The following is a 23,964-nucleotide window of genomic DNA, read 5'->3' as shown; positions in this document are numbered from 1 at the left end:
CTCATGGATTGCCTCTCGCAGTCGCCGAAGCCTATCACTGACGGCTCTGTCTTGCATCACAGCAAAACCGACCATCAATGACCGCTACGGGTCATCCGCGACCGAACCGGTCGAACCTGCCAGACAATCGATGTCCGCTTCTCTCCGAAAGCGACCGAAGCGCTGCTTTGCAGCGAAATGACGCGAAGGGCCATAACCGGAAACGTTAATCATTCGGTGGCCTTTTCACGAGAGTTCGTCGAGCAGCGCCTTTGCTTCCTTCAGGTCACGAGTGTCGAAGCCCTCGGTGAACCAACCGTAGACCGGCGCGAGCAGAGCGCGGGCTTCCGCGTGCTTGCCCTGGTCGCGCCGGAGTCGGGCGAGACTGATCGAGGCCCGTAGCTCGAATGACTTGGCGCTCTGCCCGCGCGCCGTTGCCAGCGCCTGCTCAAAACAGGACTCGACGTCGGCCGGGGATGCACCCTGCGCAGACCGCAACTCACCCTCAAGCCGGCGGAGTTCCGCCTCCCACATATGATCGTTGTTTCGCGCAACGAGGTTCGCCGCTTGAGCGATGACGCCCAATCCTTCTTCGGCGGTGCCTGCTTGCAGGTGAGTTGCCGCCAGCATGCACAGATATCGGATCTGATACCAGCCAACGCCCAAGGCGAGCCGTTCAGCGGCACTCTGGCGCATCAGCGCCAGCCCCTCCTCGGTGGCTCCTTCCTGAGCTATCACCCAGCCTCTCAGGATCAGGCCGCTCAGCCGGAAGTAATGCAAGCGGTGCTGATCGGCGAGACTGATGATCGCATCGGCATGCCCCCGCACCGCCGCCGTATCGCGAAGAAGCTCGGCAAGCCCTGCGCCACCGTAGACTCGCACATGAGCGGTGAGGTTCGCCTGGTTCAATACCTCGGCGTACTGCAACGCCGCCACGCTCCAGCATCGCGCCTGCTCCGGATAGCCCAGGATCCAGAGGATGACCGCGAGATACGGGAGCGCCGAAATCTTCGGATCGTGGACGAAATGGACCGGTGGCGGGCGATGTCGGCTCGGGTCATAGAGGCGCAAGATCGTCTCGAATTCGGAGCGCGCTTCGACAAACGCTCCGACCTGCAGGGCTGTGAGCCCGGACAGGCGGTGCGCCGCCAGCCGAAGAGCCGCATCCGCGGTGCGCTCCGACGTGCGCCGCGCTTCTTCGGTCAGCTGCCGCATCATGCCATAGTCACCGCGCACGAAATGATACGTGAACTCACCGCTGAGCGTGGCGAACAGGGCGCCCGTGTCTCCGAGCCGCTCGCACAGAAGGCGCGCCCGACTGTAGGCCGCACCGGTTTGCGGTGCGGCGTAGCCGTGGACAGCGATCAGCGGCGTGCCGATCGCTGTCTGCAATGTGAGTTCCTGCCGGTCCCGCTCCGGACAAGCCGGCAGCCTGTTCAGCGCCTCCAGCCCTTTCGACAGGTGGCTGATCGCTTCGAGATTGGCGGAGCGCTCGGCGGCGCTTCTGCCAGCCCGCAGCCAATAGCCGACGGCCCGGCCGGCCAGCCCGGCCTCGGTGAGATGCTGCGCCAGCATCTCGGGCTCGGTCTCGGCGACCGTCGGAAAGCGCTCCTCGAGAACGGCGGCGATCCGCGCGTGGATCTGCTGCCGCCGACTTTTGAGCAGGCTCTCATGGGCAACATCTTGAACCAGGGCGTGCTTGAAGCTGTAGCCGACCTTGGGTGGCGCGCCGCGCCGGAAGATCAGCTCCGCGGTGAGCAGCTGGGCGAGCGCATCCCCGAGCGCATTCTCACCGAGCGATGCCACCGCGGCCAGAAGCTCGTGGGAGAACTCGCGTCCGATACAAGCGGCCATCTGAGCCACCTCCTTGACCGACGCCAGTCGATCGAGCCGGGCCATTAACGAGTCCTGCAGCGTCGCCGGGATTGCCAACGGCGGTAGCGGGCCAGTCAGCTCGTAGCAGTCGCCCGTGTCCTCGAGGAGGCCGGACTCAAGTACTGTCTTAGTCAGCTCCTCCACGAACAAGGGTACGCCGTCGGTCTTAGCCAGGATCTGCTCGAGCACCTCATCTGGAAGCCGCTTGCCCCCGGTCACCCGCCCGACGACGGCAGCGCCTTGCCGCCGCGCCAGCCGGCTCAGCGAGAGCGTGGTGACGTGCCCGTGCCCGGTCCACGGCGGGGCGAACTCTGGCCGGAAAGTAATCACGGCCAGCACCCGCAGGCGCTGTACCCGATCGACAACCCGGCCCAGCAGCTCGAGCGTGGTTGGGTCGATCCAGTGTACGTCCTCGTAGAGCGCTAGCACAGGTTGGCGCGATGCCAAGCCCGCCACCTGATCGAGGAGCGCTTGGAATATCCTCTCCTTCCTGTGCTGCGGGCTCAGGTCCAATGGCCGATAGCGCCCACCGGTTGGGATTGCGAGCAAATCCGCGAAGAGCGGAGCGCTCTCTTGGACGTTCTCCACCGCGAGGGCCAGCATCGCCTCGAGCGTGTCGAGCTGACGCTCCGGTGGCTCCCCTCGCTGTAGCCCCGCCGCTCGCTCGAGAAGGCCGATAACCGGGTAGAATGCGCTGTTGGTGTGATAAGGCGAGCAATAGTGCCTCAGTGGCGTACGCGGTTCGCTGCCAAGCCGCTCCCGCAGGGCGTGGACGAGCCGGGACTTGCCAATGCCCGGCTCGCCGGCGAGCAGGACCACTTGCCCTTCGCTGTCCTTAGCCCGCTCCCACCGGTCCAGCAGCAGCGCTAGTTCCTGGTCGCGCCCCACTAACGCGGTGGTGGACGCGTGTCGGGCGTCGAACCGGCTCTCGGCAGCCCCCTCGCCGAGGATGCTCCAAACCCGAACCGGCTCGGCGAAGCCTTTCAGGCGCAGCGCGCCCAGATCGCGGTAGGCGAACAGATCACCGAGTAGGCGGCGTGTCGCCTCGGCAACGACCACACGCCCCGGCTCCGCCACCTCCTGCAGCCGCGCCGCCAGGTTCGGGGTCTCACCGACCACCGCCCGCTCGCGCGCCTCTTCCTCGCCGACTAGGTGACCGACGACGACCAGCCCCGTAGCGATGCCTACCCGCGCCGCGAGCGCACCGTCCCCAGGTGCGGCGAGCGCGGCGACTGCCGCGGTGAGGCTAAGGCCCGCCCGGGCCGCGCGCTCGGCCTCATCCTCGTGCGCCCGGGGCCAGCCGAAGTAGGCGAGCACGCCATCGCCGAGAAACTTGGCGATGTGTCCCTCGAAGCGCGTGATCTCGCCGGCCACCGTGTTCTGGTAATTCCGGATCAGGTCGCCCATCTCTTCGGGATCGAGCCGGGTCGAGAGCGCCGTCGAGCCCACCAAGTCGACGAACATCACTGTCAGTTGCCGCCGCCCCGCCTCAACCGAGATCGCAACCGTCTTCGACCCAACTTCCTCTCGCGCCTCCTCCGGCAGCAGGTCTGTCGTCGGCGGGTCGGCCAGGGCCTCGATCGCCTTGAGCACGATCTTGCGTGGCCCGAGCGGGAGTCCCAGCTCCCGCAGGTCAGCTTCGGTCAGCTCTGCCAGGACCTCAGTCGTGACTTCGGCATCCTGGAAGGCCTGTGTGTAGCGCTCCAGCCCAAGACCACGAAGCCATTCCGCGATATCCACGCAATTCTCCTCGGGCGGCGTCAGGCGAACGTACGGCCAGCCTAGTTGAAGGTATGTAACCTTAGCTTCAGCGAACCATCCGCCTGACGCTCGAACACGTGGGTGGCAATGCCAGAGAAATTCGCAGGCTTGCCATCCTTGTCCTTGCCCTTGGCGCTCCAGTTTGCCGTGCCATAGACGACCTTGTCATCGCCCCCCGCGTCGATCACCTCAAGCTTGTGGTCCGCTACGCCGTTGGTGTGCAGTCCGGCAAAAAACTTCTCGATCGCAGCCGGACCCGACGCCACCTCGTGGGTTGGCGGTAGCACCTTCGCGTTCGGCAGATATAAGGCGGCAACGGCCTTCGAGTCGCCCTTGTTGAACGCTCCATCAAATGCGGCGTAAGCCGCCGAGACGTCGCTTTTGGGGTCACCGGCGAAGGACGCCACTGGAGCAACTGTGAGCACACAAAGAGCGAATGCCGCTGCGTGGATCAAACGCATGAAACCCTCCCTTTTAGATTTGCTTTTGATAAGCGGCGGTCACCCACCTCGTCACAGATCGGTCGGGCGGTCTTATGATCGATGTGTTCGGATATTCGGTCAGGGCGTTCCATTTCGACGATATCTCGAGTGGGACCGACGATTAACGTTAAGCAACAACGCGGGAAAATGTTTCGCATCCTTGAACGTTGTCTGCGTTCTTTTGAGGATGTCGGATTGTTCCACCTATTGGAACGCACGCTCGCCTTAGCAGAGGATTAGCGACAACTCTCCGGGCGCGAAGAGTTCGCCGCAATGTTTACACCGGCCTTACTCTCAAGACTGAAGGGCATTGTCATTGCTGCTGTCCATTTCGTGCGCCCCTGAAATCAAAACAGCCGTCCGCTCGGGGTCATTCGCGATGGCCGGCTTTGCCTACCAGTTGATGTCCGCTTCCCTCCGAAAGCGACCGAAGCGCTGCCTTGCAGCGAAATGACGCGATGGGCCATTTGCAGACTCATGCACTGCAACCAACAATATCCTTATTCGAGCACCTCGTCGGCACGTGCGAGCAGCAAGGACGGGATGGTGAGACCCAGTGCCTTCGCTGCTATCAGATTTATGACGAGCTCAAACTTGGTCGGTTGATCGACAGGAAGATCAGCGGGCTTCGCCCCGCGCAACGCTACGCGGGCTTAGGGGCTCTGGTCAGCATTGTGATGCCGGGAAGCATGACTTCGGTTCCTTCCACCTTGAAGCCCACCCTTTTCAGGGCGCCCTCGGTGTATTCCGGCGTCAGACACACGGCGTTCGGGTTGTCCAACACGCTTCCGAGGAGATACCAAGCGGCAAACGGCGGCTGCTCGCGCGTGTTGTCGACCATGAAATCGTGCACAAGGACCAGACCGCCTGGAGGAAGCGCATCAAAGGCTCGGCGCGCAAGGACAGCGATATCGTCTTCCCCAACCGCGCTCCATACATAGGACATGAGGACAACATCGTGATTTTTTGGCCAATCCGTTGTGATGGCGTTTCCAGCTAGATGCGCAACACGGTCGGTCAATCCCGATTGCTGAACATACTTCCTCGCCGTCTCTTCCGTCTGCGGGAAATCGAGAATGGTCGCCTTGAGCTGCGGGTTTGCTGTGCAGAAGGCCAGAGTGTAAGCCCCGCTGCCTCCGCCCACGTCGAGCAATCGCTTCCGACCTCCCAGATCGACGCGTTTTGCCATCAGATGCGCAGGGCCGAGCGATCCGGAATGCTGGGCCGAGCTGAACTGCTGCCCACCAATTCCCGCCGAATAGAACAGGCCCTCATAGAAACCCTTGTCAGGGAAGACACGTTCGCCTCGAAGTGCGCCGGAAAGGTGCCGGAAGGTCTCGTAGCCGAGCGCTCCGTTGACCAGCCGAACGTAGTCCCGGAAGTCCCCCGGCGCTCCAGCCACCAGGAATTTGGACGTGGCCGGCGCATTGATCAATCGACCTCCGCGTTCAGCGATCAGGCCTACCGACTTGAGGGCTGCAAGCAGCGTGACAAGCCGGTTCTCGGAAATCCCGGTCGCCCTCGCCAGCGCCGGCACCTGCGCGATCCCGCCCTCGATGCGCGTGAACAGATCGAAATCGAGCGCAGCAAAGAGCGCCTTCGACGCCATGAAGCCATAGGTGATGGCGGAAATATCGCGCACGTCCTCGATCGGCTTGATCGGCTCCGATGACGTCGCCATGGGATCACCTCACCTTAAGTACAATTCGGCCTGCGACCGATCGATTTTCGATCGCACTCATCGCCTCGGCCGCCCGCTCCAAGGGCAACACGCGATCAACGTGGGGACGCAGCCTTCCTTCACTGACCCATTGCAAGACCTTGTCTGCAGCGCGTGAATTCTGATCCGGAAAGCGGTCCGCCCAGGCGCCGGTGAAGACGCCAACGATGGAATAGTTCTTCAGCAGGGGAAGATTCATGGGGAGAGACGGCACCTCTCCACCGGCAAAGCCGACCGGCAATAGCCTTCCATTCCACCGCATGAGTCGAGCCAGAGTCCCGAACAGCCCGCCACCCACGTTGTCGACGCAGACGTCAATTTAAAGATGGGGACCGGCCACGTCGTCTCGAAGAGACGCGTGCTCATGTCGATCTTCGTTGTGTCGACCAGGCGGCGCGCGCGTATCTGGAAACGGGTAAACCCGTTGCGGTTCGCCTGCACCGTGGCGTCCCCCTCAACCCCGGTATTGAGATATGCAGCGTGAGCAATTGGGAGGTCCTTCATCGCCGCGCGCTCAAAGTCGAAGACATCGAGGGCTTGCGATGCACTTGTGATATCGGCCATCGTGGTCACATCTGCCGCCCAGGCGGTCGCATTACGCATGCGACTTAGGGGGCCCGGCAAGTCGGTGTACGCAAACAATGGACTCGCGGCGACGAACTGCAGAAAACGGCGCCGGCAGAACATCGACTTGCGGTCTGCTAGCATGCTCCCTCCCTGCCGTCGTGGGGATGATCTGAGAGCAAAATCTGCTCGTGCGGAGCAGGAAATGCAAATGAAAAGGCTCACGGCCGCACTGACAGTCGTCATGCCCGCATTGGGTCATTCGCGACAAAGGTCGAGCCAGCCACAGGCGCGACCATGTCCGCAGTGCCCCGATAGCGACCGAATTTCGCAGCGCAGGGAAATGTCGCGATGGGCCAGAAGGCAACGCATCAGCTTTGGCAAAGTGCCGCTAGGGCGTGGCGGCTTAGGCGTCAACTTCTGGAACTGCCGGAAACCTGTCTTCACTCATTTCGTCTGAGACGTCTGGGACGATGGAGAGACCGTGTTGAGAGCCGTTGTGAAGAACTTAGTGATCGTTCTTCCAAATGAAGAACGCAGTGCATGCAATCCCTTCGGAGGTCTCCGCGAAACATATCTGCGTAGGGAGCTCGGCATTTTCGACCGAGATCGGCACGCTGAAATCGTGATTTTTCCCTTCACTGTCCTGGCGAGCAACGTGGAGAATGCCTTCTCCGTCAATCCAGTAGGTGCCTTGCATTGAGACCTGCAAAGTCGCCCGGGGTCCTGTTGCAGAGCTGTAGCTGCCCTCGCGATGTTGGACTTTGACTTTGAGGCAGCCAAGCGTCATCCATTCGTCGCGTTCCCAGTCATGCCAGGCCCCTGCAAATCTACAGTCAGGTTCGGAATGCCGTTCGAAGTAGGCTGCTGCCCTTGCGTCGGGCAAGACTTGGACGATCCCTTTCCGAGCACTGTGGAAAGTCGCCGCCGTTAGTACGGCAAGCCCGACTATCACCATCGTGGTGATGTAACGGATGCTGCTGCCTTGTGCATTCATCCCCCACCGTTCCTTGCGTCAGCGCGGTGCTTGGTCCCATTTCGCCAGAAAGGGCCCCTCCTTTATGCCCGAGTTCACGGATGAACGGTGTGAACTGTGTCACAAATGGCCTCTCATTTGCAGACCCAGGCGCGCCGCCGAGCCTCTGCCTGGACTCCCCAGGAGGCGGACATCACGACTATCGAACACAAAGTCAGCTTCGGGTCAAACGCGACTGGTCCCGGCAATCTCGCCCGCCATTTGAAATCCCGTCTGCTCCGAAAGCGGTCGAATTGCTGCGCGGCAACAAACTGTCGCGAAGGGCCAATAGCCGACATTCAGGAGGGTTACAGGGCCGGTCTTGACGCCTTGAAGCCGTACCTATTGCTGCTGAAAAAATATCGGCCGGCTTCGTTCAAACGCTCGAACTCGTTAAGCCATCCGTTGAGTTCGCCGGCCGAAAGGTCTCCACGTCCCCCGACAAACTTTTCTATGATTGTTGATAGTCCTTTGCTGTAACTATCGTCGTCGTAACTCAGGTTGAGGAGCGGGTATACGAAAGCGTGATCAAGCCGAAAGCCAGCGTTTTTGAGCCTGTGTGGCATCGCTCTCGGCAGACGCGGGTGGGCGCAATGCGCCTCCCACGATTTCAAAACAGCCGCCATCCGTTTCGCGTCGTCGGAAAACCACACGAGGGCGTCCCAATCGGTCGCGATGAAGATTGTTCGTCCGCCCGGCTTTAGAACGCGAAAAGCCTCCGACAAGACCGCGTCAACATCGGGGATATACTCAGCAACTTGTGTGCACACCACGACGTCAAAAGACGCATCGGGTTGATTGAGTTTGGTGGCATCGCCGACTTCGTATGACAGCCATGTAGGATGCTTCCGTCGATCGCAAAGCCCTACGAGGTCACGCGAGATATCGATGCCGACCACGGCCCCGTCGCGGCCAACAATTTCGCTCATTCCTTCGCAAAGAAAACCCGGACCACATCCGATATCCAGGACTTTTTCACCGGCAGATAAGTTGAGGTGCCGAATTGTCTCGAGCCGCTGCGCAACAATGTCCTTGGTGCGATATGTCTTTTCGAGATGCCGCGCAGCTTCATCCGTGAATGTTAGTCCACCACTCATGTCTTGTTCCCTCCAAACGGTAAGCCGGATGGGAAGTGATCCAAAGACCCACACGCACGGAGACGCGTCAAATGGTAACTGGTCTTCGAACTGGCCGACAGGTCTGAAATGGGTCATTCGCGACCAAACCAACTGGCTCTGCCTGCCCGTTAATGTCCGCTTCTATCCAAGAGCGACCTGATTGTTGCGCGCGCGCGAAATGACGGCCACGAGCCGGCGGCACACGCGGCCCACCACAAATCCGACGACTACGGAAGTTCGGATATCAGCTTGGTCCATTCAGCCTCTGGCCAGGCGCGGGAGGTGCTGGTGCGCACGTTTCCCAGCGAGGCGACCGCAAGCGCGAATTTGGTGATGTGATCGCCGAGCGGCGCTTCGGCGAGGACAAGAATGTCATGCGCGCCGCTGGTGAGATAGATCTCCTTGATTTCGACCCCGACTTTCTTGGCGAGGGCTTTCGCCGCTTCGCTGCGCTTGGGCGCCTCTTTGACATTGCGAATGCCCTGGTCGGTCCAGTCGATCGTCAATACGAATGTCGCCATGTCTTTCTCCTTGGATGAACAGAAGCAAGGCTCGCCGCTCGCGCAGCAAGTTGATTTGGCATGTGTTGGAGTTCTCGAGAACGCCCCAAAAGGTCGGCGCTGCTATCAGACTGCGATGCCTGCCGATGGCCTGATCGCGGCCCATTCCATGCAAGGGGAAACGTCGGCACGTTCCCGGTCAAAGGGCAGCTTGTCGAAGTTTAAGCCTTTTCATACAAACGAGCCAGTCTGAACTTCCGGTTTGGGTCATAAGCACCGATTTGCAGTGCCGTCGCCCATTTCGGGTTTCCGGTCAACAGCAGACTTGCAAAATGACGTCACTCTGTTCTGGTCAGTACTTTTCGGCGATCAGCCTACCTTGCGTTCCTGGCCTTGCCAGAACCTTGCCCGCAGTACCTTTTTGTCGACTTTGCCGACGGGGGTCATGGGCAGTGAGTTGACAAACTCGATACGCTTTGGTGCGTGGGCCGAGCCCTTCTTCGCCTTTACCAGCTGAATCAACTCCTCCGGGCTCGGATTACAGCCCGGCCTGCGGACGATCAACGCGACCACGGCCTCACCCCATTTCGGGTCGGGTGCGCCGATCACACTAGCAATCGCCACTCCGGCATGGCTGGAAAGGGCATCCTCGACGTCACGCGGATAGATGTTGAACCCGCCGGACACGATCATATCTTTCTTGCGGTCGAGGATGAACATGTAGCCGCGCTCATCCATGCGCGCGATATCGCCGGTGTGCAGCCAGCCGCTCCGGAATAGCTCCGCTGTCTGCTCCGGCCGTTTCCAGTAAGTGCCCACCGCATGTGCTGCCCGCACACAGATCTCCCCCGGCTCCCCAGTAGGAACTGGTTGGTCTTTGTCATCTAGCATCGAAACGGCGACGCTGGAGATCGGGAAACCGCACGAAGCGAATAGCTCGGGCCGAGCGAGGTCGTGATCCGCCTTGCGCAGCAGGGAGATCGGATAGCATTCAGTCTGGCCGTAAAGCTGCGAAAACACTGGGCCGACACGCTTCAGCGCCTCCTGCAGCCTCGTCGGCGACATTGGCGAGGCGCCGTAGAGCAGCAATTCGAGCGAGGACAAGTCCGTACGGTCGAGATCAGGATGGTCGAGCAACATATAGATCATCGTCGGTACGAGCAGCGTAAAATTGATTTTTTCGCGCGCGATAACGTCGAGGACGGTTTTCGGATCGAAACCCTTCATCATATGAACGGTCCCGCCAAGCATTAGGGTAGGCAGGATTTTCGTGCCGCCGACATGGCTCATCGGTGCTATCAAGAGATAGCGTGGCGCCGATGGAATTTCGAAATCAGCCAGAATTGCTGTAGCATAACTGGCAATCTGCGCATGATTGCGCAACGCACCCTTCGACTTCCCGGTCGTGCCGCCAGTGTAACTCAGAATTGCAACGTCCTCAGGCCGCGCGAGGTCACGCGCGCTAACTGCGCCCACGCAGTTGGCGAGTGCTAACAGGTCAAGCCCATAGTCCGTTGGGCTCAGCGCAAAAACGGCTCGGAGCCGATCCTTGGTCTGCGCCGCGATCTCGCCGCCACGAATGAGGAAATTGCCGGAATCAACAAGCAGCACCGTGCATTCACCGTCGATCACTTGGTCGACCTGGTCATCGAGCGAGCCCAGCGGATGCAACCACGTTGTGCTGATGGCCAAGGATTGCGCGGCGACACTAGCGCACCAGGATTCCGCGCGGTTGGCCGTAATGATCGCGAACCGATCACCCCGACCCAGCCCCTGTGCGGCAAAGACGCCCTGCATGCGCCCGATCAGGTCGAGCGTGGCGCGGTAGCTGACATGCTTTCCATCGCTGACGAAGGCAATGCGCTCCGGATACCGCGCGAGCGCCCGAAGTGCCTGAGCTCCAACGGTCGGTCCGTGGTGGACGATTTCCAGCATCTCTTTCCTCCCATTGCGCACCATGTAGCGCGTTCCGATGCTTCTGCTGATGCTATCGCGTTTAAGACGGATCGCAAACGAAGGAGAGGAGCTCGGACACGAATGCTGCATTTGGTTCAGCTGGCGACGAGTGCGAAATGGGAAGCCAGTTTTACACTCCGCGAACCCTGGCACGTTGCTCGTTCTTGTCGATCACACCAGAGAACTCTCGCGACGGTAGCACCGCTGCAAGCCCCTGTCCGAGGAATGTCGACTCACTCGCCCAGTTGGTCCAGCAATGCCCTGGCGTCTTTCAGGTCTGACAAGTCGTGGCCCTCGGTGAACCAGGCGTAGACCGGTGCAAGAACGCCACGTGCGGCGACTGGGTCGCACCGCGTTTGCAGCAATCGAGCCAGGGCTGTTGCCGCACGCAACTCAAATGCCTTCGCACCCATCGCCTGCGCCAGCCTCATTGCCTCTCTAAAATCCGCTTCGGCCGCAGCGCCTTCACCCAACTGATCTTTCAGTGTCCCACGAATCGTGAGGCTTTGGGGTCGATAGATGCGTTCCTGGGGGTTGGCGGTAAGCGCTTCTTCGATCGTTGTAAGCGCTTTAGATGTTTCGCTTAGCGCCTCCACTTCCGCGAGCCTGTTGAGCGAGAGGCAGATACTAACGCGCGCCCCTGAAGCGACCTGGTCCGCGAGTGCTTGGCGCATCATTTCGGCACTTTCGCGGCCGGCGCCCTTTTGCGCCCGTGCCCAACCCAGCGGCCCAAGCGCCAGACTAGCGGCATAGGAGAAGCCATTTTTTTTGGATAGATCCAGCATTTGCGCCGCCGTCTCCTCTGTTCGATCCGGGTCTCTTTCGGCGCTGGCGTGGAGGTTTGCCAGAAAATGGAGCGCCATCGCCAGGTCATACGGGTTCTTACTCTCCTGCGCGAAGGCGAGAGCGCGCGCTATGCGCTGGCGCGCCCTGTCGGACCGACCGAGGACCCACGCCGTGAAAGACGCGACGCCAATGGCCACGATGTTGTTACCTGGCGCCTGCTTTTCCCCGAGGTTGTCGATCAAGGGGCTCAGGCGTTCGTAATGCTCCTCGACTGCCTGCAAGTCGCCTGTGTAGAATCGAGTTTGCATCTGGGCGTTCAGTGCAAACACGAGGCGCGCTGGATGGTCGCCATCGCCATGACTAAGGTCGAGGATGCGGTCGGCTAGCGCGATTGCGCCGGCGTAGTCGCCTGCAGTGATGACACCTCTCCAGATCTTAGCTTCTTCGCGAATGAGCTGAGAAAGGTTTCCAGATTTCTCGGCGAGAGATCGCGCCCGCGCCGCGGCTTCGACCGTCTCCGGTGCGGCGTAGCCTTGGGTCAGCTGCAGCACGCGATTGAGACCACTGCAGAGATCAAGTTCCTTAGTATCCCTCTTCGGCGAAACCGGTAGAGTCCTGAGCATTCCCAAGGCCTGCCTGTAAGCCGTCTCCGCCTCTTTGAACGCGCTGCGCGCATAGGCAATGTTCGCGGCATTCTTCCACGCTGCAGCGGCGAGCTCTGCCTCACCTGCCTGCGTCCAATGTAGCGCAATGACTTCTGGCTGCGCCTCGGCGAGAGCAAAAACTTTCTCGGTGATAGTGCGTGCCACGGCTGCGTGAAGTTCGCGTCGCTTGCTCTTCAAAAGTGCTTCGTATGCCGCATCTTGGATCAAGGCGTGTTTGAAACGGTAATTCGCCTGCGGCGGAAGACCGCGGGCATAGATCAACTCGGCGTCGGCTAGCCTGGCGAGACCTGATCGCAACTCCTCGTCGGACAGGGCCGACACGGCCCGAAGCAATTCGTAGGAGAATTCGCGTCCGATGACTGAGGCGAGCTGGGCTATTTCCTTTGCGCGGCCGAGCTGATCGAGCCGCGCCCTCAACGAGTCCTGCAGCGTTGCAGGTATCTCCCGCGTCTGCGATCGGCCCTCCGTCTCCAGAAGCAGTCTGGCCAATTCCTCAGCAAACAACGGCACTCCGTCCGCCCTTTTTACGACGGCATCGACAACGTGACTTAGTAGCGCGCCGCCGGTAAGCGTCTCGCTTGTCGCCGGCACCATGATCAAACTGACCAAGATTGCCGCCGGTGCTCCCAGCAGTCGTCCGCGCGTAGCGACGCCGGCGACCATCTCGCGAGTTTGGTGGTCATTGAAGCGGTTTAGCGTAATCCTCGCATGATGAGCCCGCATCGGCCATGGCGCGTTAAACTCCGGCCGCGATGTCCCTATCAGCATTAGCGGCGCGGTTGCTGCTTGCTCGACAAGCAACTGCATCAACTCGATTGTCGACGGATCGACCCAATGTAGGTCCTCGATCGCAATCACCAGCGGCTGCAATCGGGCGGCACTTAACGCCCAATTACCAAGGACGGTAAGCAACCGCGCTCGCCGCTGATCGGCCGAGAATATCAGCGGCGGATATTTCTGCGGTACCGGGAGATCGAACATCCCGGCGATAAGTGGAAGTGCTTCCTCAAGTTTCAGTCCTACGAGCTGCAGCACCCGCTCCAGTTGAGTGACGCGTTCTTCCTTGCTTTCGTCGCCGCGCCAGCCAAAGCCTCGTTCCAGCATGTCAGTGACCACATGGAAAGGCGTACTTTCGAAGAAACGCTTGCCCGCGCAATCAATCCAGAGGTGGTTTTCGTCCTTGATCCGGAAGCGAAATTCCTCGACCAAACGCGACTTGCCGATTCCAGGCTCACCCGTCACGAGCACAAATTGCCCTGCGCCCTTGCATACGTTGATCCAGCTGCTGCTTAATAAATTGAGTTCGGCCTCGCGCCCGATGAAAGGCGTTGGCCGCTGACCTGCGCCGTGGCGCCAGCTGCGACGGATGCCACTAGGTCGGACGGCACGATAGAGCTGGACTGGACGCTCGATACCCGCGAACCGATGCAGCCCACAATCCTCAACTTTGAACCGACCCGCGACGAGATCATGTGCGGCGCTGGTCATCAAAACGGCGTTGGGCGGGCTCACGGATTGAACGCGTGAGGCAATATTGGGCGCATCGCCAAAGACATCGACTTCACCGGTGCCGCATTCGCCGATGACCACTGAACCGCTGTCGATTCCGACGCGAACGAGTAACTCGACGCCCTTCTCGCCAACGAGGCGTGGGTTCAACGCCTCCATAGCTTCGACTATCGCGAGCCCGGCAAGTACCGCGCGCTCTGCATCATCCTCATTCGCAGTCGGCCAACCAAAGTAGACGAGAAGGCCATCGCCTAAATATCTCGCGACATACCCCCCCAAACGCAAAATGGCCCGCCCAGCCGCCCGCCGATACTCTGCGACTATCTCTTGCCATTCTTCCGGATCCCGCTCAGCCGCAAGGCCGGTCGAATTGACAAGGTCACAGAAGAGGATGGTCAAATGGCGCCGTTCGCCCTTGAGGAGTCTTGTCGACTCCGAGACGAACGTTTTGCCTAGGGGAATGCCACCGGAAGCAGCGGGGGCGAGCGCTGCGCCGCAATCTGCGCAAAAGCGTTTACCCTCTTGGCTTTCCGTTCCGCAATTCGCGCAGCGCATTGAGTCTACCTAAAGTAGGCAAGATTCGCCATTTTGCGCCGTCCTTATTCGTTTCCACGAAGACCCTCGACTAAGCAGAGTGTATCACATTTGGGATGTGTCCATATTGGGCGTCGCATCAAAAAGCGATCAATGTCGCCTTTGGGTCATTCGCGACCGGGGCTACGAGAGCGCCTCGGCAATTAATCGCCAACTCTACTTCGCGAGGACAATGTGCGTGGCTCGGTCCGTCGGAACATGCTCGACTGTCCGATATCCCAGAGCGCGAAGATCCAAGCCGCTAAAGAGCGATTCCCCCTGGCCAAGCGCAATTGGAGCAAAAGCGAGGTGAATTTCATCCACGTAGCCGGCCTGAACGTATTGCCTCACAGTCTCGACACCGCCGCCAATCTTAACGTCCTTTGCGCCTGCCGCTTCGCGCGCCTTTTGCAGCGCATCTTCAATACTGTCAGAGACAAAATAAAATGTCGTTCCGCCCAGCATCTCGATTGGCGGTCGTGGATAATGTGCCAGTACGAAAGTTGGCGCATGATAAGGCGGATTGTTACCCCACCAGCCTTTCCATTGATCGTCTGGCCATTCCCCACGAACAGGTCCGAACATGTTGCGACCCAGGATGAAGGCACCGAAACCTTCCATTGCGCGTCGGGCGAACCTGTCATCAAGGCCAGTTTCACCACCCTCTTTCCCCAGCATCTGGCGAAAAGTCCGCGTTGGGAAAAACCACTGAAAGACCTCCTCGCCACGCAAACCAAGCGGGTGATCTAAACTCTGAGCGGTTCCAGCAGCGAAGCCATCAAGCGAGACACTGAACCCGGCAACTTTTACTTTAGCTTTTACTTTAGTCATTAATTTCTCCGTCCGCACTGCGACCCCCGAGTCTTGGCATCGGCTAACGAGATAGGCGCTTCTTAGCACGGCGATCACATTTGCTGAACGGGTCATGGCGTTTCAGGTGCGCTCGACTTATGCCGCGGCAATTTCCTAGGTCGGGCACCAACCGTGCCTGACGGCGTTCTCATTCCTCTTTGAGGCGCTCCAATTTCGTCGTGATTCAGTATCTCGCCCGCGCGCTGCGCGTATTGCGCCGGAACTCATCTGATCGGCGCACGTTCGCCGAGATTGAGCTTAGTGATGTCGCCACCGGCCCAGGCCAGCGCCTTCGGGTCCATCACGCGGAACCAGAGCGGCGGAATGGCCGCCAGTGCAAACATGCCAGTATAGCCGTTCGGCAGCCGCGGGAGGTCGTTGAAATCGCGCAGCGACTGGTAGGGCCGCATCGGATTGGCGTGGTGGTCGGAATGCCGCTGCAGGTGGAACGTCATCAGGTTCGACACGATGTGGTTGGTATTCCAGGAGTGGCGCGGCTCGACCGACTGATAGCGCCCGTTCGGCGACTTCTCACGCAGCAGTCCGTAATGCTCGACATAGTTGGCTTGGGTCAGCGCGTACCAGCCGAGGAAATGATGGGCAACGATGAAGGGCGCCACCTTCCAACCGAACAGCGCGATCAACCCCGCCGCCACAACGATCGTCAGCGAGAAGCCCTGCAGGATCTCGTTGTCGATCGACCACACGCTCTTGCCGCGCTTTTCCAGCCGCTCGGCCTCGTTGCGCCAGCCACGCTTGAACGCGCCGGGTAGTTCACGCCCGGCGAAGGCATAGATCGATTCGCCGAAGCGCGCGCTGGCCGGATCCTCCGGCGTCGCCACCCAGGTGTGATGGCCGCGGTTGTGCTCGATGCGAAAATGGGCGTAGCCCACCGCGTTGTTGGCGAGCATGCCGAAGATGCGGTTGAGCCGGTCCGCCTTATGGCCGAGTTCATGGCCGATCAGAAGGGCGCCGCCGTCGATGGTGCCGACGCCGAGCAGCAGCATGACGTAGGACCACCACGGCAGGTCCTGGGTGCCGATGAAGGCGATCAGGGCAATGTAGTTCAGCCACGGCAGCACAACGGAGATCCGCGCCAGCCGCAGGTAGTAGGGATCGGCCTCCATCGCGGCGACCACCTCGGCCGGGGGGTTGTGCGTGTCCTCGCCGATCACGGCGTCGAGAAGCGGAATCAGGCCGAAAATGAAGACGAACGGGATGAGGGTCGCAGCCGCGTTTTCCGTCCGCAAATAGAGCCAATAGGACAACAACGGGATCAGCCCCGGAATGAAGGAGAGCATCCACAAATAGCGCTTGCCGTCCCGATAGACGATCGTCTCGCCGGCAACGGTCCTGCCCGTGAATATCATCGTTTCCTCCTTGAGGCGTGTTGCCAGTTGGATGCTCCGGCGCCGGCCTGCGCCGCCAATTCCAGCAGGTTATGGCATTTTGCGCCATTGGCCAATAACGCTATTTCCGAAGAGCAGGCACCTCGCTAGCGGGAGTTATTCGGGCTCGATGTCTCAGTTGGGTCATTCGCGACTTTGTCAGCCGGCCCCGCCTGCCATTTAATGTCCGCTCCTATCCGATTGTGTTGCAAAACCTGGCACCACCGGCAGCATCGGGTGCGGGTAGAAGCGAGTAAGATACGCGCCTCATCTGTCGACGTTGAGCAGGATTTCGCAGTCGCAGTAGCCGCCGTGCTCTTCGAAGAAGGCAATGGTTGCATCGATATCGATGTTGCCCATTGCTAACAGGATTGTTCTTGCGTGACGGTGTGGCAGGTCAGTGGCGTTTATGTCGCCGTCGCAGCCCCACTCGTCCATCGACTCCATCAATTCATCCATGAACAGATCCCATAGCGGATTTTTGGGGGTCATGATCTGCTGGATAGTTTCATTGGTGTAGTGAACCCGTCCCATCTTCCCTCTCCAGTGAATGCCGGCATCCGGCGTGGTTGGAATAACCCCTCAGCATATTTCGAAGCCGCCGCAGCCGCGCAGGAATGTGACAAAGCTCTGCACGTTCTCGACATTGAACGGACATTTGGTTTCGGAGGGCTCCACATGCCCCTCACCGCGGCAATAGTTGCACTTGATGCCATCGGTCTTCAGATCGCCGGCGCCGACATGCGGGGCCGGTTTGCGCGTGCCGGTGCCTTCGCACAGGAAGCAGCGCTCATTCGGCATCATGTCGATTTTGGACTGCCGCAGGCGGGCATAGGTCGCGGTGCGCCCGTGATTGATCTCCTGCTGCAAGATATCGGCGAGACGGACGGCGTCGCTGTTGTTGAGCCCCTTGCCATCGTTCGAATGCCAATAGGCGCACCTGTCGGCGATCTGTGGCGCGACCTCACAGACATAGCTGGCTAGTGGGTGCCAGGACGACGCACTGTTGTGAAAATATTTGCCTTCTTCCGTGGTCGGCTTCTTGCCGTAAACGTCCATACCCATTGTTGCCCCTCAGTTCAATTGCTTCGATCGCTCTTGATCACGGCGCTGACTTTGAAAAAGAGCCTGCAAGGCGAAATGGGTCGGATCCTCAATTCTCAGTGACAACTTCTTGCTCCTCTTATCTCGACCTTGCGTGACCGCCGGACAACGTTCCGGAGGTTATCGGTCCGTCAAACCTGGAATTTCGCGTTGTCACTGGATCGGGCGAGCCGTACCGGCCAAAGGCCGCCGTGGGCGTCACCGGCATGGTCATCAACTCGGTCAGTGCCCACACCAGCGCGTCAGCGCGATCGGGAGAGCCCTCGCCGGAATAGCCGTCGCGCGTCATCGCGCAGAGCTGATCCTCAAGTTCCGAGAAGTTGCCGGCGTGGCGAACCTTATTCTGCTCGTATAAGGCCGCGATCGGCTCTGCCCTGGCGATCTTGCCTCGAGATGCCGTCACGTCGCGGTAAGGAACGCCATCGTCCACCGTGCGGATAACATGCTGCACCATGGCGCCGCCGAAGTTACGTTCGGCAATGATGCGGTCAGCCCGGAATTCTCGATACGCCGCCACCGCTCGTGCGCCCCACTCACCAGGAGAGGCTTTAATGGTCCGGTCAGCCAGTACGTAACCTAAGCCGTCCATCCCAAGGCCAGCCACGACAATACCAATAGAGTCGCCGCCATCGTTTCCGCTTGTGCCGGATGGATCGATGGCAACAACGATGCGTTTGCAATCAGGAACCGTTCCAGTGAAGCGAGCGCAGTCCAGCATGTCGCGACTCCAAAGGGCGCCTTCGAGATTTTCCAGAATTTCAGCATTTAACTCCTGCCTTCCGAGCCGGGTGCCTTCGTACCGAGTCCGGACGCTTTCCAAAAATGACGGCGCCAGGTTGCCGGCGTTGTCGAAGGTCGTAGCCCGTGAGATCACCACGTCGTCGCGAGCCATCAACTTCTTCAAAAGCGGGATGGGCCTCGGTGTAGTCGTGGCCAGCCAGCGCGGATGCCGGCCGAGACGCAAGCCAAACATCAGCATGTCCCAGCACGCTTGCGGATCGTTCCATGCTGCCAGTTCGTCGCCCCACGCCAGATCGAACTGCGGCCCACGAAGGCGATCAGCTTCTTCTGATGAAAACGTGAATGCCTCGGCGCCGTTCTTCCATGACACCCGGCGCCGACTCGGTTCGTAGTCCGGACGATTCCACGGCGGAGCAATCGTCAAAATCCCGGACTCGCCTTCTAGCATGACGTGGCGAGCGTCGTGAGCTGTCGGAGCTACCAGCGCAATTCGCCTCGCTCTGCGGCTCTCAACCTCTTCGCAGACAAATTCAGAACCGGTTCGGGTTTTGCCTGCACCGCGTCCTCCGACGAACAGCCAACCGTTCCAATGATCACCTTGGGGCGCCAACTGCTCGGGCCGCGCTTTCGATCGCCAGCCGCCGTCGGCAAGCGTGTCGGCAAGTTTCGAGGCAAGTCTATCCGACATGTTCGATTACCTTGGCAGGGAGACTCGCCTCTGCGTTTTCTTCGTCCATCTCGCGCAATGCAGCCACCACCGAGGCTCGCGCATCAGGGAACGCCGCAAGCGCCCTGAGCATGGTTGCCTGAACCTTCAGAAAGGCGGGACTCTCGGACAGGATCGCCACGTTGTTCGTGATGTTGACCGACTGCGCCATCGCGCCCAGCTCGCCAGTGACGCGGGCGATGGTTTCCAGCACTTGCGTCAAGCGGCCTGCAACATATGCCGTGCCACGGCCGTCGCCGGCTTCAGTCATTGCCGCAAGCTGTCCGGTCAGAACGGCACGGATCATCTTCAGATAATCCAGAATGGAGTCGCCTTCGACAGCGGCTTTCTCGGCAAGCTCGGAAAGCTGCGCCGGGCCGCATAAATAGTTGGCTTTGAGCTCGTCAGAGACGTGGTTGGTCCAGTGCCGCCAGATCGCATCACGATCGAGGCTGAACTTCTCGGCCAAGCTATCGAGGCTTGCGCCACCGGCGCGCAACAGCTCCACGCGCCATCGCTCTGGATGGCGGCAGACCTGGCAACGAGATGAAAGTTTGGTTCGGCTCATCAATGATAATCTCTACGCGATAAAGCATCGCGTTTCCAAGCACCGCGATTACAAACGGCTACAACGACGCAACACGGACGCAACACGCCTTGCAAAGCATTGAGATGACTCACCGATTTCGAGACACACGGATACGATATCCGTTACTCAGGGAAAACGCGGCTTTGCAATGAGTGCAGGATTGCGTCGCGCGCAAGCACCGAAAATGTCTGTCGCCATGGCGCCTTATCGTATCGGTCCATCCCCTAAGAAACAGACCGATGCGATACGGTCCCCTACAGGCATGGAGTGAACTCCCATGCCGTAGGGCGATACGTATCAGGGGTGATACGGTTCATGGCAAAGCCTCTATTTCGTCGGCGGCCTTGATTGCCTTCTTGCCGGCGGCTGTCAGGTTGAGCCCGCGGCCATCGTCGCCCTTCTCAATGAGCTTGGCCTTCTTGAGGCTTTGCACGAACCGCTGCGCGCGAGGCTTGTTCGGTTCGCCGCCGTGCAGCTTCCAGCCCATGTCCCGCGCGATCTTGGTGAGCGAAATGGTTGGGTTGGCGTCAATCAGCTTTAGAACCTCGTCCTCAGTCATGCGCGTGACTGCGGCCATTTCCGCGGCGGCCTCTTCCGGGACATATTCGCAAACCACGGTCGGCAACAAGCGGCCATCGCTGTCCTTCAAATCGAGGTTTGTCACCGTCTGGATTTGGAAGTTCATGGGACCGAATTCGGGGCCGCGAAACTTGCCGTGCCAATGAAGCTCGGTAAGCGATTCCCTCTTGGCGCACGTCAGGTTGCCGTCTACTTCATTGATGAACGTGCCGCCGCCGGCCGGCAACAGGTTGTCAGCCGTGGCGTTCTTCACCGGATGCACGTTGACCATGACCGTGGGGCCGCCAGGTATCACGTCAATCAGGCCGCGCATCATGCGGGCATGCGCCAGCATTTGTGTGCGGCTGCTCTCATCATCACCTTCAAAGAAGGTTGGCCCGGTGTCGATTATCGCAAAACCGAATTCGCCGCCGAGCGCTATCGCTTCCTCGCGCAGCTTCGCCGCCGTCTCCGAAATCTTGAACGTGCCGGCGGTGAAATAGACTTCAATCGTGCCAGTGTCGAAACCCATCTGCGCGGCGAGTGCAATCCAGCGCATTCGCACGTCATCCGGATTTTCTGCAGCGGCGTACAGCACGCGGCATTTCTTTGTGAGCCTGCCAGCAAACGGCACGCCCAGCGCAACGCTCGCGGCCAGGCGCAGCGTGACACAAGTCTTGCCGCTGCCCGTCATGCCGGTGAGCGAATAGACGAAGCGGCGAATGAGAACACCGACTAGCACATAATCCGGCGGCGTGAAGTTGGCGGCAAACTGCGCGCTACTCACGATAAGGCACACGGTTTTCTTCTCATCCTCGCCCTTTGGCGTCCACATTTGGCGCGTCGAGGCAAACATCGGCGAGCCGTTTTGCGTTACGCTCGTCCGCATCGAGCCAATCGGACACGTCACCTTTATCCGGCAAGTCGGGTAGCCGTACTATCCGAATTGACTTGGCCGTGCCGTGCAGTGCCAGGGCTGTCGATGCTGCTTTCTCGCGGCCGGCGGCGTCGTTGTCTTCCATGATAAAGACATCGCGGCCGGCGAGCGCCTGCACGATTTCGGGCGTCCACTTGCCGCTGGCCGCTGTTGTCGCGCAATGGCCGAGTTCCGCGACACGGTCGGCGTCCTTTTCACCCTCGCAGATTAATACAGTCGCGTCGGGAAACTTGAGTAGCTCGCCTAGCCGATATGGCACCCGCTTGTCGCCAACGTCCCAGATCCAGCCACTGCCGTTCGGTCGGCGCTGGCGAAAACTTTTCGGTTCAAGCCGGCAGACTTGGTACATGAGCTTGCCGTCGGCATCACAGTAATCGTATGTGTTAATGATGCGCGTCCTGGTAGGCGCTGCTGCGTCTTGCCGTTGCGACGCCAGCGCGGCCATCAAGCTCGCTTGAATATCCAACGCGCCGCGCGGAATTTTCTGCTTCGGTTCGAATGCCGGCTGTCCCGTCTTTTGTCGGACATAGTCCCGACATTTAATCGGGTCGTCGCCCGCGAAACTGTGCACCCTGAAGTCGCCGTCAGGCATAGGCCAGACAATCATGCTTCTGTCGGCTGCCGAATGCCCAGGACCAGGCGCCTTAACTTTGTCGCCGTCCACCTCACCGCCCAGCGCCGCGGCTAGACGCGCGATGTCAAATCGCGTATTCATGTCTCAAGTCCAAAAGCAAAAATGTAAAAGAATGGCGGCTCGGGGATCAGCCGGCCGCCATTTGTTTTGTCAGAACGGCGCGTCCTCGAGCGGCGACACATCCTCGAAGTGGTCCGAGATGTGGTCTCTTTCCTCGAACATGCCCGTCCAACTCTTCAGCGAGAATTCCGGCACCTCAACGCGGCCGTACTGTTTGTGCTTGTAGAAGTCGGTCGCCAGCGTAACGATGGGCAGTCCCCGGCGCGCGTTCCGCAGGAACAGGTTGGTCAACTTCCCGATCGCGGAATTGCCGCCCTGGCTACCCGTGACAAAGGTGAACAGTTCGCCTGTCCGGGCATCCTCCAAGGGCAGGTAGTACTGCTTGCTCCAAGGATCGCGCGGCGCACCTGATGGCTCCCGCTCCCATTGGCCTCGATCGGTGTCGCCGAGTTCGCTGCGGTCGGTGACAACGAAGCCGTTTGCGACGATGCCGACGCGCTGATCGGCTACCTTGCCGTCGATGAACTTCACCCAGCCGTGCGCAAGTTGATGCACGTGGGCAATGAACAAGCGATCAGCAGACAGCTCATCGTCGCCAATAAGCCAGTTACCTTTCGAAAACTTCAGCAAACGCATTTCCTGCGCTTGCGCGGCAACGGCGGCCAGATGTGTCAGTGCCGTTTCGTTTTTTATTAATGCTAGTTCGTTCGCCATTTCATATTTCCTATGTTTACCCGCGTCGCGGGCCTGATTAAGCAGGTGCCGCATGGCATCTGCATTCCCGCTGTCGCGGAAATTTTTGAAGCAGCGCTGCCCAGATACGCCACGGCAACACGACCATTGGTGGTGAGTTATTTCTGCGTAGGAACAGCGCGTCGTTTTCGCCGAGCCATTTCTCTAGCGTGAGAAAGCCGGCGCCGTTGCGCCGCGCTTTGACTTCGGAAACCAGTGGCGCTTCGTCCTTGCCGAAAACGTAAACGTCCACGTCGGCGCCGTTGTTCTGGTAGCGGCTGGCGCCGCTTAGTGGCACGCGCTCAGCATGGACACCCAGATCAAGGTGCAACCGCTTGATCTCGCGCTCGATGTCCGCGCCTCGGCGGCGCTGCGATGCGCCCATCACAGGGCTTCCGTTTTGCGGCAGATCCGCGCGTAGTGCTCACGCAGTGCGGACTTGGAAGCAATCCATTGGTTGCCCTCTTTTCCGCCAGGTAGCTTGCCAGTTGAGAGCTTGTTGTAGGTCGAGCGCGTGTCCTCGTTGATAAATGCCGATATCCGTTTCACACCGCGCAAAATATCGTCGGCTAATTCAAACTCCATTCTTTTACCTCCAATTACGTTAGGAGCGATTCGTCCAAGTAGTAAGTCCTTGTACCTCCCCTTTGAAGTCGTTGACAAGTGTGTACTTACTGCTTACACACAATCCTGTGGATTAGGGGAGCTAGCGGGAAATGCAGACATTCACGGTTGGTGAAATGGCAGAGCGCATAAAACGCCCTAGCGAGGCCACGGAAGCCGCGATCTATCGCCTTCAAAACTGGACAAAGGAAAAGATCATTCAGCCGATCGATGAGACTCGGCCGGGTACGGGCAAGCGCCGCCTCTATTCACGCCGAAGCCTGGTTGACGCTCTTATTGTCCAACTTCTGACTGACGCAACGGGAATGCCGGCGCTCAAGGTGGCACGTGAACTGGAGCGACTCCGAAGATACATCCCCGAAGAGCACGAATCCGGAGTCTCGGTCATAGTAATCGGGACTTCTTCGGGTAGCGATCAATGGAAGTTCGGCAGGGCAAAGTTTTCGGGCCTGGGCAGATACATCGCCGATTCGGAAAGTGAAATTCACGTCATTGTCGATTTGCACAAATTCTACGCTCGTTTAGAGGGGATTTAA

Annotated in this window: 23 protein-coding genes; 1 reads left to right on the top strand and 22 read right to left on the bottom strand. The window is 59.7% G+C overall.

What is annotated here, in order from left to right; all coding sequences use genetic code 11:
* Positions 1 to 225 precede the first annotated feature (225 nt).
* The 22 genes from VNX23_RS07010 to VNX23_RS06905 all read right to left on the bottom strand — a co-directional run bounded on the left by VNX23_RS07010 (position 226) and on the right by VNX23_RS06905 (position 23,389).
* Positions 226 to 3,594: an AAA family ATPase gene (locus VNX23_RS07010; protein ID WP_325628479.1), complete on the bottom strand. Its 3,369-nt coding sequence runs from the start codon at positions 3,592 to 3,594 to the stop codon at positions 226 to 228.
* A 41-nt stretch (positions 3,595 to 3,635) separates the two neighbouring features.
* Complete coding sequence (locus VNX23_RS07005) at positions 3,636 to 4,076, bottom strand: YybH family protein (RefSeq protein ID WP_325628477.1); 441 nt, start codon at positions 4,074 to 4,076, stop codon at positions 3,636 to 3,638.
* 521 nt (positions 4,077 to 4,597) lie between these two features.
* Positions 4,598 to 4,738: an ABC transporter substrate binding protein gene (locus tag VNX23_RS07000; RefSeq protein WP_414642956.1), complete on the bottom strand. Its 141-nt coding sequence runs from the start codon at positions 4,736 to 4,738 to the stop codon at positions 4,598 to 4,600.
* Positions 4,739 to 4,740: 2 nt separating this feature from the next.
* Positions 4,741 to 5,778, bottom strand: coding sequence for a methyltransferase (locus VNX23_RS06995; RefSeq protein ID WP_325628475.1), 1,038 nt, complete (start codon positions 5,776 to 5,778; stop codon positions 4,741 to 4,743).
* Between the two features lie 4 nt (positions 5,779 to 5,782).
* Complete coding sequence (locus VNX23_RS06990) at positions 5,783 to 6,079, bottom strand: zinc-binding dehydrogenase (protein ID WP_325628473.1); 297 nt, start codon at positions 6,077 to 6,079, stop codon at positions 5,783 to 5,785.
* The gene (locus VNX23_RS06985; RefSeq protein ID WP_325628472.1) at positions 6,013 to 6,525 is read right to left on the bottom strand and encodes an alpha-hydroxy-acid oxidizing protein; all 513 of its coding nucleotides are present in this window, start codon (positions 6,523 to 6,525) and stop codon (positions 6,013 to 6,015) included. The genes VNX23_RS06990 and VNX23_RS06985 overlap by 67 nt, the downstream gene beginning before the upstream one ends.
* Positions 6,526 to 6,889: 364 nt before the next feature.
* Positions 6,890 to 7,378 (bottom strand): hypothetical protein, encoded by a 489-nt coding sequence (locus VNX23_RS06980; RefSeq protein ID WP_325628470.1) that lies wholly within the window; start codon positions 7,376 to 7,378, stop codon positions 6,890 to 6,892.
* 326 nt (positions 7,379 to 7,704) lie between these two features.
* Entirely contained in the window at positions 7,705 to 8,493 is a 789-nt protein-coding gene (locus VNX23_RS06975; RefSeq protein WP_325628467.1) for a methyltransferase domain-containing protein, read from the bottom strand.
* Positions 8,494 to 8,741: 248 nt separating this feature from the next.
* Positions 8,742 to 9,035, bottom strand: coding sequence for a GYD domain-containing protein (locus VNX23_RS06970; protein ID WP_325628465.1), 294 nt, complete (start codon positions 9,033 to 9,035; stop codon positions 8,742 to 8,744).
* 348 nt (positions 9,036 to 9,383) lie between these two features.
* Positions 9,384 to 10,949: an AMP-binding protein gene (locus tag VNX23_RS06965; RefSeq protein ID WP_325628463.1), complete on the bottom strand. Its 1,566-nt coding sequence runs from the start codon at positions 10,947 to 10,949 to the stop codon at positions 9,384 to 9,386.
* 254 nt (positions 10,950 to 11,203) lie between these two features.
* Positions 11,204 to 14,485, bottom strand: a complete 3,282-nt coding sequence (locus VNX23_RS06960) for an AAA family ATPase (RefSeq protein ID WP_325628461.1) — start codon at positions 14,483 to 14,485, stop codon at positions 11,204 to 11,206.
* A gap of 195 nt (positions 14,486 to 14,680) precedes the next feature.
* Positions 14,681 to 15,334: a dihydrofolate reductase family protein gene (locus VNX23_RS06955; protein ID WP_325628459.1), complete on the bottom strand. Its 654-nt coding sequence runs from the start codon at positions 15,332 to 15,334 to the stop codon at positions 14,681 to 14,683.
* A gap of 245 nt (positions 15,335 to 15,579) precedes the next feature.
* Positions 15,580 to 16,725 carry an alkane 1-monooxygenase gene (locus tag VNX23_RS06950; protein WP_325628457.1) on the bottom strand — a complete coding sequence of 382 codons (1,146 nt, stop codon included), beginning with the start codon at positions 16,723 to 16,725 and terminating at the stop codon, positions 15,580 to 15,582.
* A gap of 285 nt (positions 16,726 to 17,010) precedes the next feature.
* Positions 17,011 to 17,277 (bottom strand): DUF2695 domain-containing protein, encoded by a 267-nt coding sequence (locus VNX23_RS06945; RefSeq protein WP_325628455.1) that lies wholly within the window; start codon positions 17,275 to 17,277, stop codon positions 17,011 to 17,013.
* Between the two features lie 48 nt (positions 17,278 to 17,325).
* Positions 17,326 to 17,808: a hypothetical protein gene (locus VNX23_RS06940; RefSeq protein ID WP_325628453.1), complete on the bottom strand. Its 483-nt coding sequence runs from the start codon at positions 17,806 to 17,808 to the stop codon at positions 17,326 to 17,328.
* Positions 17,809 to 17,926: 118 nt separating this feature from the next.
* Positions 17,927 to 19,276 carry a DNA-packaging protein gene (locus tag VNX23_RS06935; protein ID WP_325628452.1) on the bottom strand — a complete coding sequence of 450 codons (1,350 nt, stop codon included), beginning with the start codon at positions 19,274 to 19,276 and terminating at the stop codon, positions 17,927 to 17,929.
* Complete coding sequence (locus tag VNX23_RS06930) at positions 19,266 to 19,802, bottom strand: hypothetical protein (RefSeq protein WP_325628450.1); 537 nt, start codon at positions 19,800 to 19,802, stop codon at positions 19,266 to 19,268. The genes VNX23_RS06935 and VNX23_RS06930 overlap by 11 nt, the downstream gene beginning before the upstream one ends.
* 394 nt (positions 19,803 to 20,196) lie before the next feature.
* Positions 20,197 to 21,228, bottom strand: a complete 1,032-nt coding sequence (locus tag VNX23_RS06925) for an AAA family ATPase (RefSeq protein WP_325628448.1) — start codon at positions 21,226 to 21,228, stop codon at positions 20,197 to 20,199.
* 22 nt (positions 21,229 to 21,250) lie between these two features.
* Positions 21,251 to 22,093: a hypothetical protein gene (locus VNX23_RS06920; protein WP_325628446.1), complete on the bottom strand. Its 843-nt coding sequence runs from the start codon at positions 22,091 to 22,093 to the stop codon at positions 21,251 to 21,253.
* 69 nt (positions 22,094 to 22,162) lie between these two features.
* Complete coding sequence (locus VNX23_RS06915; RefSeq protein ID WP_325628444.1) at positions 22,163 to 22,786, bottom strand: hypothetical protein; 624 nt, start codon at positions 22,784 to 22,786, stop codon at positions 22,163 to 22,165.
* Between the two features lie 37 nt (positions 22,787 to 22,823).
* A complete protein-coding gene (locus VNX23_RS06910; protein WP_325628442.1) occupies positions 22,824 to 23,189 on the bottom strand; it encodes a hypothetical protein in 366 nt (121 codons plus the stop codon).
* A complete protein-coding gene (locus tag VNX23_RS06905) occupies positions 23,189 to 23,389 on the bottom strand; it encodes a hypothetical protein (protein WP_325628440.1) in 201 nt (66 codons plus the stop codon). Before VNX23_RS06905 ends, VNX23_RS06910 begins: the two co-directional genes overlap by 1 nt.
* A 131-nt stretch (positions 23,390 to 23,520) precedes the next feature.
* Here VNX23_RS06905 and VNX23_RS06900 point away from each other — a divergent pair, with 131 nt between their 5' ends.
* Positions 23,521 to 23,964, top strand: a complete 444-nt coding sequence (locus VNX23_RS06900; protein WP_325628438.1) for a hypothetical protein — start codon at positions 23,521 to 23,523, stop codon at positions 23,962 to 23,964.

The sequence above is a fragment of the Bradyrhizobium sp. genome, from assembly GCF_035570375.1.
Taxonomy (GTDB): domain Bacteria; phylum Pseudomonadota; class Alphaproteobacteria; order Rhizobiales; family Xanthobacteraceae; genus Bradyrhizobium.
This window is presented reverse-complemented; position numbering and strand designations above follow the sequence as displayed.

Coding starts and splice junctions, on each gene's coding strand:
- VNX23_RS07005 (WP_325628477.1), bottom strand. CDS start 4,076: ATGCGTTTGATCCACGCAGCGGCATTCGCTCTTTGTGTGCTCACAGTT.
- VNX23_RS06995 (WP_325628475.1), bottom strand. CDS start 5,778: ATGGCGACGTCATCGGAGCCGATCAAGCCGATCGAGGACGTGCGCGAT.
- VNX23_RS06990 (WP_325628473.1), bottom strand. CDS start 6,079: ATGCGGTGGAATGGAAGGCTATTGCCGGTCGGCTTTGCCGGTGGAGAG.
- VNX23_RS06985 (WP_325628472.1), bottom strand. CDS start 6,525: ATGCTAGCAGACCGCAAGTCGATGTTCTGCCGGCGCCGTTTTCTGCAG.
- VNX23_RS06980 (WP_325628470.1), bottom strand. CDS start 7,378: ATGAATGCACAAGGCAGCAGCATCCGTTACATCACCACGATGGTGATA.
- VNX23_RS06975 (WP_325628467.1), bottom strand. CDS start 8,493: ATGAGTGGTGGACTAACATTCACGGATGAAGCTGCGCGGCATCTCGAA.
- VNX23_RS06970 (WP_325628465.1), bottom strand. CDS start 9,035: ATGGCGACATTCGTATTGACGATCGACTGGACCGACCAGGGCATTCGC.
- VNX23_RS06965 (WP_325628463.1), bottom strand. CDS start 10,949: ATGCTGGAAATCGTCCACCACGGACCGACCGTTGGAGCTCAGGCACTT.
- VNX23_RS06960 (WP_325628461.1), bottom strand. CDS start 14,485: ATGCGCTGCGCGAATTGCGGAACGGAAAGCCAAGAGGGTAAACGCTTT.
- VNX23_RS06955 (WP_325628459.1), bottom strand. CDS start 15,334: ATGACTAAAGTAAAAGCTAAAGTAAAAGTTGCCGGGTTCAGTGTCTCG.
- VNX23_RS06950 (WP_325628457.1), bottom strand. CDS start 16,725: ATGATATTCACGGGCAGGACCGTTGCCGGCGAGACGATCGTCTATCGG.
- VNX23_RS06945 (WP_325628455.1), bottom strand. CDS start 17,277: ATGGGACGGGTTCACTACACCAATGAAACTATCCAGCAGATCATGACC.
- VNX23_RS06940 (WP_325628453.1), bottom strand. CDS start 17,808: ATGGGTATGGACGTTTACGGCAAGAAGCCGACCACGGAAGAAGGCAAA.
- VNX23_RS06935 (WP_325628452.1), bottom strand. CDS start 19,276: ATGTCGGATAGACTTGCCTCGAAACTTGCCGACACGCTTGCCGACGGC.
- VNX23_RS06920 (WP_325628446.1), bottom strand. CDS start 22,093: ATGAATACGCGATTTGACATCGCGCGTCTAGCCGCGGCGCTGGGCGGT.
- VNX23_RS06915 (WP_325628444.1), bottom strand. CDS start 22,786: ATGGCGAACGAACTAGCATTAATAAAAAACGAAACGGCACTGACACAT.
- VNX23_RS06910 (WP_325628442.1), bottom strand. CDS start 23,189: ATGGGCGCATCGCAGCGCCGCCGAGGCGCGGACATCGAGCGCGAGATC.
- VNX23_RS06905 (WP_325628440.1), bottom strand. CDS start 23,389: ATGGAGTTTGAATTAGCCGACGATATTTTGCGCGGTGTGAAACGGATA.
- VNX23_RS06900 (WP_325628438.1), top strand. CDS start 23,521: ATGCAGACATTCACGGTTGGTGAAATGGCAGAGCGCATAAAACGCCCT.